We start from the raw sequence: 12,391 nt of genomic DNA, 5'->3' as shown, positions 1-12,391 counted from the left end.
GATGTTGCGTGCGCGGGCACGCTCCACGGATTCTGTTTTTGTTGCCGGGCAGCGCGCTGCCGAAGGCCTGCCAAAAGGCATGCGTTGATCAATGAATGCCGCCCCGCGCTCGTGCTAGGATCGCGATTTTTCCGCTGACGCTCAGGGACATCATGCGATCTCAAGCCACCCTCACTGTTTTGCCTGTCGAGCGCCCGCTGATCGGGCGTGTCAGCCCGCCCGGCTCCAAGTCGATCACCAACCGTGCCTTGCTGCTGGCGGGGCTTGCCAAAGGCACCAGCCGCCTGACCGGCGCGCTGAAAAGTGACGACACCCGCGTCATGTCCGAGGCCTTGCGCCTGATGGGCGTGCAGGTCGACGAACCGGATGACAGCACCTTCGTGGTCACCAGTTCCGGTCACTGGCAGGCCCCGCAGCAAGCCCTGTTTCTGGGCAATGCCGGGACCGCGACGCGTTTTCTGACCGCTGCGCTGGCCAACTTCGAAGGCGACTTTGTGGTCGATGGCGACGCGTACATGCGCAAGCGCCCGATCGGTCCGCTGGTCGACGCCCTGCAGCGCATGGGCGTTGAAGTCAGCGCGCCGACCGGCTGTCCGCCGGTAGCCATCAAAGGCAAGGGCGGCCTGGCGGCAGGGCGCATCGAGATTGATGGCAACCTGTCCAGCCAATACGTCTCGGCGCTGCTGATGGCGGGCGCGTGTGGCAAAGGCCCGCTGGAAGTGGCCCTGACCGGCAGTGAAATAGGCGCACGCGGTTACGTGGATCTGACCCTGGCGGCGATGCAGGCGTTTGGTGCCCAGGTTGAGGCCGTCGGCGATGCGGCCTGGAAAGTCTCGGCTACGGGCTATCGCGCCACGGATTTCCACATCGAGCCGGATGCCTCCGCTGCGACCTACCTGTGGGCCGCTCAGGCGCTGACCCAGGGCAACATCGACCTGGGTGTGGCCACTGACGCCTTCACTCAGCCCGACGCACTGGCAAGCCACCTCATCGATAGCTTCCCGAACATGCCAGCCGTGATCGACGGCTCGCAGATGCAGGACGCTATCCCGACACTGGCCGTGCTGGCGGCCTTCAACAATCAGCCGGTGCGCTTTGTCGGCATTGCCAACCTGCGTGTGAAAGAGTGCGACCGCGTCTCGGCGCTGTCCCACGGCCTGTGCGCCATTGCGCCGGGTCTGGCAGTCGAGGAGGGGGATGACCTGATCGTAAACGCCAACCCGGCACTGGCAGGCACGACGGTTGATGCACTGATCGACACCCACGCCGATCACCGCATTGCCATGTGCTTCGCGCTGGCGGGTCTGAAGATCGCCGGTATCCGCATTCTGGACCCGGACTGCGTCGGCAAGACGTACCCCGGTTACTGGGATGCGCTGGCCTCGCTGGGCGTCGGCATCCAGCGCTGAAACGGGCTTTGCAGCCGTTCGTTCAGATCCCGATGAATGGCTGCATCATGCGCGCCATCAAGCCGTGGAAGCGCAGCGGCGAGTCGGTGGCAAGCAGGCAGATGCACTCCTCGTAAGCGATGGGCTGATGCTGCACGTCGCTGTCCAGGTCGGCGATGTCGCCCGGCCTGAAATCACCCATCTCGTCGTAGTACGACCCCTTGAGCACCAGGGTCATCTCGCTACCTTGATGGCTGTGCATCGGCATGCTGACGCCAGGGGCGATTTTCAGCAGCATGAGGTTGCCTTCCGTAATGCCTTCGGCTTTTACACGCTGCACGCCCGGCGTCAGGGTCTTCCACTTCAACGCGCTCAGGTACTGGCCGAAATGCGCCTGCATGCACGCGGGCAGCAGGTCGGGGTCCTGATTGGAGGCCAGCCGTGGATTGAGTGCCAGACCCTGTTGCGGTGCGGGCTCGTTCAGCCGTTCAAGCATCGCGGCCCGGCCCCGCAATGGCACCACTGTGCTGCTGTGCTGCTGCATCAATACGCCGCCGATCTGTTCGGCTTGCCGCAATTGCGCTCGGCAGACTGGGCAGCGTTCCAGATGCGCGGCGGTGACCAGTGAAATGCTTTGCGCCAGCGCGCCTGCGGCGTAGCTGATCAGCGTGGCGTCGTCGGGGTGTCGTAAGCTGTTCATCAAGACTCCTCGATCCGGGAGCGCAGTTTCTGGAAGGCCAGGCGCAGGCATGACTTCACGGTGCCCAAGGGCATGCCGAGACGTTCGGAGATTTCGCGATGGCTGAGTGCCTCGAAGTAGGACATGCGTAATACCCGCGCCTGATCGGTCGGCAGGTTCTGGATGGCCGTGGCCAGTTGTTGCTCCTGACGCTGGCTGTAATCGAGCGTGCGGTCCTGCGGTGCTTCCAGCCGTTCAAGCTGTTCCAGCGAATTCTGCACCTGCACCCAGCCACGGTCCTTACGCACGCTGTCGATGTACAGGTTGCGTGCAATCCGGAACAGCCAGGTGCCCAGGCTCGCCTTGCTCGGGTCGAACGTATCGGCCTTGTGCCACAGCCTGAGCAGCACTTCCTGCACCAGCTCCTCGGCCTGACCTTCGGGCACATTCAGCCCCGTCAGGTAGCGCAACAGACGCGGGGCAAAGTGATCGTAAATGCGCATGAAGCTGTCGCGGTCCTGCTGGAGGGCCACGGCACTGACTTCATTGATCCAAAGTCGGTTGATCGGCGAATCGCTGGATGGGGTGGACAAGTGACAGAAGGTCCTGAGACTGGCAGTGATGCTCATGATCCACCTTCTGATCGCCGTTGTCTGGTGTTGGTTCGTTATGCCTGTGTGTTACGCAGTCGCAGCGGGAACGGATCACAAGGAAAAGAAGGGGAACTGGACAGACGTTTATCGGGTCCGGCGGGACAGATAGGGTCATCGGCTGTAAAGGACTGACTAAACGACCCAGTCGTTTACGCGCAAGCCTTCGACGCGCCGGAATTCGCGCAGGTTATTTGTGATGACCTCCAGCCCAAGAGAGCGGGCATGGCCTGCAATCATCTGGTCGTAAGGACCAATAGGTGTGCCAGATCTGGCCAACTCTGCCCTGATCATGCCCGTGTGGGCGGCAGCATTACGATCGTATGGAAGTACTTCCAGGCGCGCAGCAAAGCCTTCGACGATGGCCAGATTTCTTTCAGGGCTCACTGACTTTTCCGCCCCGTAGATGAGCTCCATCAAGGTGATAGCACTTATACAAAGCTGGCCATGATGAAGATTGAACGCTTCACGTACGGACAGCGGTTTGTTCTTGATTGTGAAGATGCAGATATTCGTATCGAGCATGTACCTCAGCATCAGAACGATTCACGCAGCTGATCGGCGGGCTGCTCTCGCTCTGTCATGAAGTCGGCGCTGACGCCGTCGCCATCGAACCAACTGTTCCAGGTTTCACCCGCTGGCGAAATGATGCGGGTTCTGCCCACCGCGACAACATCCACACGTTTCACATCGTCAGGAAGCGCCACTGCCTTAGGCAGTCGAACGGCTTGGCTGCGATTACTTTTGAATACTGTTGATTGCTCCATGAGAAATCACTCCGTGGCTGGGCGAGGGACAACTCAGAGTAAATTCTATTTGGGATATGTCAATGGTATATCCCGGCTCCTGTCATTTCTGACAGTAGAAACCGACAACACAGACTGATACATGGGTAGGTGAACATCATCACGTTCACGGAGCCGATCATGCGTCTCGTTGCCGAGCGGTGCCTGGCAGGTCTGGCTGGCCTGGTCTCGGCGCTGTTGATCTGCGGGTTCACAGCGCTTCTCATCACGCCTGAACGGGCAGTCGCTGAAGCCGAAAATCTCGTGACCTGCACGACGGGAGTGCACACCATCATGTGGTCACCGGGGCTTGCCAATGACAATCACCCGGTCACTGTTTCAGCCAGAAGTTATTGGGGCCCCTGCGTTTCATCGGACTCGGATCTGGCCGTCAGTGCTTCATCGGAGCAACGCTTTGAGGCGACGTTTTCCTGTCAGGCGCTGCGCACCCTGGCCTCGCCCATCACGTGGGTGATCAGGTGGAATGACCACGTCACCAGCACATACACGTTCAACGCCAGCCTTGAGACGGAGGGAGATCAGCGCACGACCACCCTTGTCGGTACGGGGAGCATTGTCGACGGCCGTTACAAGGGGGCCAAAGCGATGACGGTTTTCGTGCTGGGCGACATTGATTCGAAAGTGAACACCGAGTGTGCCAGCGCTTCGGGCCTGACCCGGTTGAGCGGTCCCTCGATGCTGCTCATCTCACCATGAATCGGCAGGCTAAAGCGCCCGATAGAGCAGGTTGAACCCCAACGTCATGGACTCTCCACGCTGCAACAGCTTCAACCCCGGATGACCCGGCAGGTGATGGGCGTTGACCGGGTGGCTGACCGGTTCGAAGCAGAAGAAGTCCAGATCCTGCGGGCAAAACACCAGAAAGTACTCGCTGCCACTGGCCTCACAGTGCAGCGCGTAGCCCAGATCCGGCTGGTAAATGACGCTGCGGCCATCCCATCCGGTGAAGCCGTTGTCCAGTTTCGAACGGGGCAGGGTGTTGCCGTGCCGGAAATTCCAGTCGGCGGGCAGGTCCTGCAACTCAGTGGGCAAGCCTGCTTCGTCGCACAGCCAGACCTGCGAGGCATTGGCCTGCAGGCGTGTGTGGGGCGTGCGCGGCAGGTAAGGATGCAGACCCAGCCCGTGCCAGGCGGCGCGGCTGTCCAGGTGGGTGGTGCGCAATTCGATACTCAGTTGGCCGTCGCGCAGCGTGTAGCGCAGCCGGGCTTGATAGGCGAAGGGGATCTGGCTGTCGAGCTGCAGGCAGACATGCGTGTCGCTCTGCTCGCTCACGTCCCAGGCTTGCTGCCAGGCGCTGCCGTGAATGGGCAGCGCGTCATTGGCGCTGTTGGGCGACAGGGCGAGCCAGCCGTTGGGTGTGTCGAAGCCGCCGTTGCCGATCCGGTTCGACCAGGGTGCCAGCGGGTACAGCGCCAGTTTGCGAGGTGTGCCCGCAGCCACGGCTTCGTCGGAGCTGTGGCGCAGCAATGGCTGGCCGCTGCTCAGGACTGTCCAGTTGACGATGCTGCCGCCTGTCTCAGGTGCAAGGGTCAGCCGGGTCAGGCCGTCTTCAAGGGTCAGAACGTTCGCGGGCATGGTGCGGAGCCTCTTCGGTAGTGACGGATTTTGGCGGTGAAGGCGGTGTGGCGCGGCGCCAGGTCAGCAGGACGATACCACTGACGACGATTAACCCACCGATGACCTGGCCGCTGCTGAGCAGTTGATCCAGAATCAGCCAGCCAAACAGCAGGCTCGCCACCGGTTCGATGTTCATGACCGGCGCATTGCGGGCGATGTCCAGGCGCGCCATGCAGATGAACAGCAGCGAAAAACCGACGCCGTATAGCAACACCAGACTGGCCAGCGCGGTCCAGCCGATGCGGCTGGTCGGCAGGTCCACGCCGCCGGGCAGCAGACCGCTGGCACCGGCGACAGCAGCAGCGATGAACACCACGACCATGGTCAGCATGCTGCGCACGGTGCCGCGCATGCTCGACAGCTTGTTGTCGGTGATCCACAGCGCGAAGGCAAAGACCACCGCAGCGGTAAAGGCGTAGGCAATGCCTTCCAGCCACTGTGGCTCACTGCTGCCGGGGTTGGACAAGCGGTGCGGCACATCGAGCGCCAGCACCAGACCGAACAGAATCAGGCCCATCAAGGCCGCCGCGCGGCGCGTCGGTGCAGCACCGCCCAGCGCCCAAGTCAGCAGCGCCAGCAGGATGGGTGAGACGTTGACCACCAGCAGAGCCAGTGCGACCGGAATCCGGGCCACGGCCGAGTAGATGCAGAAACTCTGGGTCGCGATCAGCAAGCCCAGCAGCAGTTGCCAGCGCCAGGTGCTGGCGGGCAGGTTGAGCCGTTCGCGTTGCAGTAGTACCAGACTGACCAGCACCAGCAGGGTGACACCGGAGCGACACAGAATCGCCAGCAGCAGGCCGGTGTCATGGTCGAAGGCAATGCGTGCGGCAATGTGATTGCCGGCAAACGAGCAGGCCAGCAGCGCCAGTATCAGGACGGCGATGTGGCGGGGAAACAGGGCAGGGGCGGACATGCGGGACCAGCCTCCTTGGCTGGAAAAAGCAGCGCTGTCATGACCCTCGCGAACAAGAGCTCGCAAGGGCTGACAGTCAGTCACGAGGATTCAGAGCACAGCGCGTGGCAGCCACAGCGAGATAGCCGGGACGTAAGTCACCAGCATCAGCACCATGAACAGTGCGGCGTAGAACGGCAGCAGGGCTTTCACGGTCGCTTCGATGGTGACTTTACCCACCGCGGCGCCCACGAACAGCACTGCACCCACCGGCGGTGTGATCAGGCCGATACCCAGGTTGACCAGCATGATCATGCCGAAGTGAACCGGATCGACGCCGACACTGGCGACGACAGGCAGCAGGATCGGGGTGAGGATCAGGATCAGCGGTGCCATGTCCATGATGGTGCCCAGCAACAGCAACATGACGTTGATGCACATCAGGATCACATAGCGGTTGTCCGACAGGGTCAGGAACGCCGTGGTGATCTTCATCGGGATTTCCATCAGCGTCAGGATGTACCCGAAGCTGGCGGCAAAACCGATCAGGATCATCACGATGGAAATGGTCCGTGCCGCCCGGTGCATCAGCTTGGGCAGGTCGCGCCATTTGTAGTCGCGGTAGATGAACATGGTCACGAAAAACGACCAGACCACGGCAATGGACGCTGACTCGGTCGCGGTGAACACGCCCGACAGAATACCGCCCAGAATGATGACCAGCGCCATCATGCCCCACAGTGCTTCGCCGGCGATTTTCAGCGCCTGACGCAGCGGAATCACTTCACCTTTGGGGTAGTTGCGCTTGCGGGCGAAGATCATGCACAGGCCCATCATCACCGCGCTGAGCAACAGGCCCGGCATGATCCCGGCCATGAACAGCGAGGCGATCGATACCGTGCCGCCAGCCGCCAGCGAATAGAGCACCGAGTTGTGGCTGGGCGGGGTCAGCAGGGCCTGCACCGAGCCGCTCACGGTCACGGCGGTCGAGAAGTCCCGGGGATAGCCGTTGCGCTCCATTTCCGGGATCAGCACCGAGCCCACCGACGCGGTGTCGGCCACGGAGGAGCCCGAGATCGCGCCGAAGAAGGTTGACGCCACGATGTTCACCAACGACAGGCCGCCGCGCACGAAGCCCACCAGCACGCCTGCAAAGGCCACCAGCCTTCGTGACATACCGCCTTCGGCCATGATGGCACCCGCCAGCACAAAGAACGGAATCGCCAGCAGCGAGAATTTGTTCACCCCGCCTGCGATCTGAATCATCAGGGCATCGGCCGGAATCTCGATCCACCAGGCGCCGATCAGTGCCGACAGGCCCAATGCATAGGCCACCGGCATGCCGATGAGGATCAAGGCGATAAAGCTGCCCAACAGTATCAATGCGTCCATTTATGCGGCTCCTTCGCTTTCTTCTATGACGTCGAACCGCATGACGGAGCGGTGGCTCTGGTCACCCAGGAACATCCTTTCCAGGACGAAAATCAGGGTCACGATGCCGCCGATGGGAATGGGCAGGTACGAGATGCCGACCCGCAGGCCCGGCAATTCGCCGAGAAACTGATTCCAGGTGGTGGCGCACAGCTTGAAGCCCTTGAAGATCATGAACAGCGCAACGATGGCCATCAGGATCTGCACGACCACCACGGCCACTTTGCGCAGCTGCATCGGCATGCGATCCACCGCCATGGCCACGGCCATGTGCGCGCCGGCGCGGTAGCTGGCTGCTGCGCCGAAGAAGGTGAACACCACCATCAGCAGAATGGCCACCGGCTCCGGCCAACTGGAGCCGCTGCCCAGCACGTAACGGGCAAAGATGCCCCAGGGAATGATCAGGGTCATGGTCAGGACCGACAGCCCCGCGATCCCGATACAGACTCGATACAGCGTGTCGTTGATGCGCAATAACGTATTTTTCATGAAGGCTCACCACAGCGGCGGCGAACGAGCTGGCGCTCGCCCCCGCGGCGTTATCGGACTGTCTTATTGGGCAGCTTGGGTTTTTGCCATCAGCGCAGGATCGGTCTTGACCGCTTCGATGCGGCTGATCAGGTCCTTGTAAGGCGCGCCGTATTTGTCACGAACCGCTTGAGTCGCGTCGTAGAAGGCTTTCTTCTGCTCAGGCGTCAGGGTGATGAATTCCACACCTGCGGCCTTGAGCTTGGCCTCGTCAGCGGCCGATGCCTTGTCCCACAGCGCGCGCTCTTCCATCTGCGCGTCACGCGCCAGTTTTTTCACCAGAGTCTGCTGATCCGGGGTGAGCCTGGTCCAGGTGGTTTTCGACATCACCACCGGCTCCGGCAGGATCAAATGCTCGGTCATGGTGTAGAACTTGGCGTTCTGGTAGTGGTTGTGCTGGAAGTAGGTCGGTGGATTGTTTTCCGCGCCGTCGATCACGCCGGTCTGCAAGGCGCTGAAAATCTCGCCGGTGGCCATGGCGATGCCGTTGCCGCCCATGTCGTTGATGGTGTCGATGAACACCGGATTGCCCTGTACGCGAATCTTCATGCCTTTGAGGTCGGCGATGCTGCGCACCGGCTTCTTGGTGTACAGGTTGCGCGTACCCCCATCCATCCAGGCCAGAGCGACCATGTTGAAGTTGGAGTTGGTGATCTTGTCGAGCATCTCCTGACCGATTTCGCCATCGATGATGGTGCGCATGTGCGCCTGGTCACGGAACACGAACGGCAGGTTGAAGGCATTGACGTCCGGTACCACCGGGCCAACGATGCCGAGGCTGACGCGAGTCATCTGAATGGCGCCGGACTGCACTTGCTCGACGACTTCTTTTTCCGAACCCAGCACGCCACCGGCGAACATCTTGAAGGTGATCTCGTCCTTGGTTTGCTCTTGCAGCTTTTTGCCCATGTTCTGCTCTGCCACCACCGGCGGGTAGCCCGCAGGGTGAACTTCGGCGAACTTGATCTTTATTTCTGCCTGGGCCATGCCTGTCATGCAAAACGCCAGCGGAAGTGCAGCGATGAGGAGTGTGCGTTTGAAGTCCATGGATATCTCCGATTTTCTTGTTTTTGGTCGGTGCTATTGGGTTTCAGTGCTGCTGTGTCAGTCCCGGAAAACGGGCTCCTCCAGGCCTTTGACGCCGGGCCGCAGGGCGAACACACCACCGGCGAGTGGTTGATCGCTCAGGTCGCCACCGGGGCGGATTGAGGTGACGAACAGGGTGTCCAGGTTCGGGCCGCCAAAGGCACACATGGCGGGTTTTTTGACGGGCACGACCAGCGAGCGGTCGAGCTTGCCCTGTGGGGTGAAGCGGTGGATCAGGCCGGCATCGTTGCCGCAGATCCAGTAGCAACCTTCGGCATCGATGGCGGCGCCATCCGGGCGGCCCAGGTAGTGGTTCATGTCCACGAACAGGCGGCGGTTGTGGGGGATGCCGCTGTCAGTGTCGTAATCGAAAGCCCAGATTTTCTGCACGCTGGGGTGTGAATCGGACAGGTACATCGTCCTGCCATCCGGGCTGAACGCCAGGCCGTTGGGCACAATGAGCGCTTTGAGCAGCGGCTCAAGCGTCTGCTGCCCGGCGCTGTAGCGATACAGGGCGCCCACCTCTGCACCGGCGTTCATGTCCATCAGCATCGTGCCCGCCCAGAACCGCCCCTGACGGTCGCAGCGACCATCGTTGAAGCGCATGCCGGTCTGTGCGTGTTGAACGTCGACCCGTGGCGTACTGGTCAGGCTGCCATCTTCATGGGGCTGCAGGTGGAACAGGCCGCTTTCCATGCCGGCGATCCAGCCACCCTGACCATCGGCCGCGATACAGGCCAGCATCTGCGGGGCTTGCCAGTGGCGCGTGCTGCCATCGCTCAGGCGCCAGCGATGCAGGCGGCCTGCCGGGATGTCGACCCAGTAGAGCGCTTGATCACGCACGCTCCAGACGGGACTTTCGCCGGTAGCGTTTTGCGCATCTAGAATCAGTTCGGCGTCCATGCGGCTTGCGTCTCCAGGCTGTTCAGGGGGTGGATGAGCGATCTTTAATCGTCGCCGAACGGACCGGAAGCGACAAAGGCACCGCCCTGATAGACCATTGCCGGGTCGTTGGCCGCCGGCATCGGCTGAGCGTCGACCTTGTCGCGAAAGACCTCCGAGCTGTCCTTGGGCGCATAGCCCAGATGGCTGGCCAGACGGTTGTCCCACCACACGGTTTTGTTATCCGACACGCCGTACACCACGGTGTGGCCGACATTGGGTGTGTACAGGGCGCGTTCGAGCAGTTGAATCAGGTCGTCGAAGCTGAGCCATGTGCTCATCATCCGGCGGTTCTGCGGCTCGGGGAACGAGGAGCCGATGCGGATGCTGACGGTTTCGATGCCATAGCGATCAAAGTAAAAGCTGGCCATGTCCTCGCCGTAGGATTTGGACAGGCCGTAGTAGCTGTCCGGACGGCGCGGTGAGTGTGCGTCGATGGTTTCGTCCTGCTTGTAGAAACCGATCACATGGTTGGAGCTGGCGAAGATCACGCGCTTCACGCCATGCCGACGGGCGGCTTCGTAGATGTGGAACACGCCGCAGATATTGGCGCCGAGGATTTCCTCGAATGGCCGCTCGACGGACACGCCACCGAAATGCAGGATGGCATCCACGCCTTCGACCAGGCTGTGTACCGCGTTCTTGTCGGAGAGGTCGCAGATCTGGACTTCTTCATGGCTGCCGGTGGCGGGCGCCATGTCGGCTATGTCGGACAGCCGGATGATGTTTGCGTAAGGGCGCAGCGTTTCGCGCAACACCTTGCCCAGGCCGCCTGCCGCACCTGTCAGCAGGAGGCGATTGAAGGGATTTTGCGTGGTGTGAGCCGATGCCATGAGGACGTTTCCTGATTGTTATTTTTTGTCATCTGTTGTCGTATGACTTGCCGGATTATCAGCACCCCATGCGCGGCTTGTCAACGCGGCCAAGGTATAAAAAGGCCGCTCTGCAAGCCGCCGCTTAGACGTCTGCACAGGGCCAGGCCCCTCCAGTGGCGGGGCCCGGCCCGATTCGTCAGAGCAACGAAAGCGGATAGCTGATGAAAATACGGTTCTCATCGAATTCGTTGGTGCTGAAATCACGGCGAATACTTGCGTTGCGCCATTTGATGTTCAGGTTTTTGAACGTGCCGCTTTGTAGGGTGTAAGCCAGTTCGGACTCGCGCCCCCACTCTTTGCCGTCGGTGATGGTGCCGGTGTGTACGTTGTCGCCGCTGATGTAACGGTTCATCAGGGTCAGGCCGGGCACGCCCAGCACGGCAAAATTATAGTCATGACGCAGTTGCCAGGATTTTTCCCTGGCGTTGTCGTAGCTGGCGTTGTAACTGTCGTTGGCCAGTGTGCCGCCGCTGGTGCCGTTGACACGCATCCAGGCGCTATCGCCGCTGAGTTTTTGCAGGCCGACGTAGAACGTGCTGCCGCCGTAACGGGCCGAAAGCAGCGCGTAGGCGGTCTTGTTGTCCAGATCGCCCGCCAGTTTGCTGCCGTCTTCCTTGCCGATGAAATAGCCCAGGTTGGCGCCCAGGGTCCAGTCACCGACCGGCTGGCTGTGCAGGATATTGAAGAACTGCTGCTGGTAGATGTCTTGCAGTTCCGAGTACCAGACGCCGACCTGTGTGCGCTTGTCATTGAAGACGTATTCGCCGCCGCCAAAGTTGAAGCGGTCGGAGGTGAAGGCACCACGGCCGTTCATCGACATGTCTTCCATGCTGGCGTCGTTGCGCGGGCTGTTGCCGCGGAACTGGCCGCCGTAGAGCGTCAGGCCGTCGAACTCCTTGGATGTGATCTGCCCGCCGCGGAAGGTCTGCGGCAGCGAACGACCGTCATCGGAGCGCAGGATCGGCAGCACCGGCATCCACTCGCCGACCTTGACTTCGGTCTTGGAGAACCGTGCCTTGCCCGCTACGCCCAGACGCCCGAAGTCATCCGCCGGACGGCCGTCGCTGTGGATCGGCAGCAGTTGGGTGCCGCCGGTACCGCGTCCGCCGTCGAGCTTGATCGAGTACAGCCCCAGCACGTCGACACCGAACCCGACTGTGCCCTGGGTGAAGCCCGACTTGGCGTCGAGAATGAAGCTTTGTGTCCACTCTTCGGCCTTGCTTTGCGGGGCCGCACTGCTGGGAAACGCAGGGTTGGTGAAGTTGCGGTTGAAGTAGGCGTTGCGCAGCGTCAGCGTGGCCTTGGTGTCGTCCACGAAGCCTTCGGCCATGCCGAGCATCGGGCAGAGCAGCGTCATGCTGCCAACGCCCAGCAGGAGGCGTGAACGGGTGGTGTGAGATGTCATTATTGTTGTGCTCCCTTGTTAACGAAACCGTCCTCTCTTTCTGGCCATGCACAGGCAATGACCGACACCTTCGAGGATTATGTGATGCCTGT

The 12,391-nt window shown here is 61.3% G+C and carries 14 protein-coding genes; 2 read left to right on the top strand and 12 right to left on the bottom strand.

The window, feature by feature from the left end; all coding sequences use genetic code 11:
• Positions 1-152 precede the first annotated feature (152 nt).
• Positions 153-1,409, top strand: a complete 1,257-nt coding sequence (gene aroA, locus BUB69_RS24325) for a 3-phosphoshikimate 1-carboxyvinyltransferase (RefSeq protein WP_073171743.1) — start codon at positions 153-155, stop codon at positions 1,407-1,409.
• Between the two features lie 22 nt (positions 1,410-1,431).
• Here the strand turns inward: aroA and BUB69_RS24320 are convergent, their stop codons facing one another.
• The 4 genes from BUB69_RS24320 to vapB form a co-directional block, all read right to left on the bottom strand.
• A complete protein-coding gene (locus BUB69_RS24320; RefSeq protein WP_073171740.1) occupies positions 1,432-2,088 on the bottom strand; it encodes a ChrR family anti-sigma-E factor in 657 nt (218 codons plus the stop codon).
• Positions 2,088-2,600 (bottom strand): sigma-70 family RNA polymerase sigma factor, encoded by a 513-nt coding sequence (locus tag BUB69_RS24315; protein WP_024686779.1) that lies wholly within the window; start codon positions 2,598-2,600, stop codon positions 2,088-2,090. Before BUB69_RS24315 ends, BUB69_RS24320 begins: the two co-directional genes overlap by 1 nt.
• A 252-nt stretch (positions 2,601-2,852) precedes the next feature.
• Positions 2,853-3,254 (bottom strand): type II toxin-antitoxin system tRNA(fMet)-specific endonuclease VapC, encoded by a 402-nt coding sequence (gene vapC / locus BUB69_RS24310; protein ID WP_073171735.1) that lies wholly within the window; start codon positions 3,252-3,254, stop codon positions 2,853-2,855.
• Positions 3,254-3,484 (bottom strand): type II toxin-antitoxin system VapB family antitoxin, encoded by a 231-nt coding sequence (vapB, locus tag BUB69_RS24305; RefSeq protein ID WP_073171733.1) that lies wholly within the window; start codon positions 3,482-3,484, stop codon positions 3,254-3,256. Before vapB ends, vapC begins: the two co-directional genes overlap by 1 nt.
• Before the next feature lie 159 nt (positions 3,485-3,643).
• On the opposite strand from vapB, the gene BUB69_RS24300 reads away from it, so the two are divergent.
• Positions 3,644-4,219, top strand: coding sequence for a hypothetical protein (locus BUB69_RS24300; RefSeq protein ID WP_073171894.1), 576 nt, complete (start codon positions 3,644-3,646; stop codon positions 4,217-4,219).
• A 9-nt stretch (positions 4,220-4,228) separates the two neighbouring features.
• Here BUB69_RS24300 and BUB69_RS24295 read toward each other — a convergent pair whose 3' ends face one another.
• From BUB69_RS24295 to BUB69_RS24260, 8 genes are all read right to left on the bottom strand, one after another.
• A complete protein-coding gene (locus BUB69_RS24295) occupies positions 4,229-5,098 on the bottom strand; it encodes an aldose 1-epimerase (RefSeq protein ID WP_073171891.1) in 870 nt (289 codons plus the stop codon).
• Positions 5,073-6,053 carry an EamA family transporter gene (locus BUB69_RS24290; RefSeq protein WP_004883287.1) on the bottom strand — a complete coding sequence of 327 codons (981 nt, stop codon included), beginning with the start codon at positions 6,051-6,053 and terminating at the stop codon, positions 5,073-5,075. The genes BUB69_RS24295 and BUB69_RS24290 overlap by 26 nt, the downstream gene beginning before the upstream one ends.
• Before the next feature lie 90 nt (positions 6,054-6,143).
• Positions 6,144-7,424: a TRAP transporter large permease gene (locus BUB69_RS24285; RefSeq protein ID WP_073171730.1), complete on the bottom strand. Its 1,281-nt coding sequence runs from the start codon at positions 7,422-7,424 to the stop codon at positions 6,144-6,146.
• The gene (locus tag BUB69_RS24280; RefSeq protein WP_073171727.1) at positions 7,425-7,952 is read right to left on the bottom strand and encodes a TRAP transporter small permease; all 528 of its coding nucleotides are present in this window, start codon (positions 7,950-7,952) and stop codon (positions 7,425-7,427) included.
• A 63-nt stretch (positions 7,953-8,015) separates the two neighbouring features.
• Positions 8,016-9,038, bottom strand: coding sequence for a TRAP transporter substrate-binding protein (locus tag BUB69_RS24275; RefSeq protein WP_073171724.1), 1,023 nt, complete (start codon positions 9,036-9,038; stop codon positions 8,016-8,018).
• A gap of 57 nt (positions 9,039-9,095) precedes the next feature.
• Complete coding sequence (locus BUB69_RS24270) at positions 9,096-9,980, bottom strand: glucurono-1,5-lactonase (protein ID WP_073171720.1); 885 nt, start codon at positions 9,978-9,980, stop codon at positions 9,096-9,098.
• Positions 9,981-10,024: 44 nt separating this feature from the next.
• Positions 10,025-10,852 (bottom strand): NAD-dependent epimerase/dehydratase family protein, encoded by an 828-nt coding sequence (locus BUB69_RS24265; RefSeq protein ID WP_073171717.1) that lies wholly within the window; start codon positions 10,850-10,852, stop codon positions 10,025-10,027.
• A 178-nt stretch (positions 10,853-11,030) separates the two neighbouring features.
• Positions 11,031-12,299: an OprD family porin gene (locus tag BUB69_RS24260; protein ID WP_073171713.1), complete on the bottom strand. Its 1,269-nt coding sequence runs from the start codon at positions 12,297-12,299 to the stop codon at positions 11,031-11,033.
• Positions 12,300-12,391: the final 92 nt, after the last annotated feature.

The sequence above is a fragment of the Pseudomonas asturiensis genome (genome assembly GCF_900143095.1).
Classification (GTDB): domain Bacteria; phylum Pseudomonadota; class Gammaproteobacteria; order Pseudomonadales; family Pseudomonadaceae; genus Aquipseudomonas; species Aquipseudomonas asturiensis.
Note: the sequence above shows the minus strand (reverse complement) of the source record. Positions and strands in the feature narration are given on the sequence as shown.

Coding starts and splice junctions, on each gene's coding strand:
- aroA (WP_073171743.1), top strand. CDS start 153: ATGCGATCTCAAGCCACCCTCACTGTTTTGCCTGTCGAGCGCCCGCTG.
- BUB69_RS24320 (WP_073171740.1), bottom strand. CDS start 2,088: ATGAACAGCTTACGACACCCCGACGACGCCACGCTGATCAGCTACGCC.
- vapC (WP_073171735.1), bottom strand. CDS start 3,254: ATGCTGAGGTACATGCTCGATACGAATATCTGCATCTTCACAATCAAG.
- vapB (WP_073171733.1), bottom strand. CDS start 3,484: ATGGAGCAATCAACAGTATTCAAAAGTAATCGCAGCCAAGCCGTTCGA.
- BUB69_RS24300 (WP_073171894.1), top strand. CDS start 3,644: ATGCGTCTCGTTGCCGAGCGGTGCCTGGCAGGTCTGGCTGGCCTGGTC.
- BUB69_RS24295 (WP_073171891.1), bottom strand. CDS start 5,098: ATGCCCGCGAACGTTCTGACCCTTGAAGACGGCCTGACCCGGCTGACC.
- BUB69_RS24290 (WP_004883287.1), bottom strand. CDS start 6,053: ATGTCCGCCCCTGCCCTGTTTCCCCGCCACATCGCCGTCCTGATACTG.
- BUB69_RS24285 (WP_073171730.1), bottom strand. CDS start 7,424: ATGGACGCATTGATACTGTTGGGCAGCTTTATCGCCTTGATCCTCATC.
- BUB69_RS24280 (WP_073171727.1), bottom strand. CDS start 7,952: ATGAAAAATACGTTATTGCGCATCAACGACACGCTGTATCGAGTCTGT.
- BUB69_RS24275 (WP_073171724.1), bottom strand. CDS start 9,038: ATGGACTTCAAACGCACACTCCTCATCGCTGCACTTCCGCTGGCGTTT.
- BUB69_RS24270 (WP_073171720.1), bottom strand. CDS start 9,980: ATGGACGCCGAACTGATTCTAGATGCGCAAAACGCTACCGGCGAAAGT.
- BUB69_RS24265 (WP_073171717.1), bottom strand. CDS start 10,852: ATGGCATCGGCTCACACCACGCAAAATCCCTTCAATCGCCTCCTGCTG.
- BUB69_RS24260 (WP_073171713.1), bottom strand. CDS start 12,299: ATGACATCTCACACCACCCGTTCACGCCTCCTGCTGGGCGTTGGCAGC.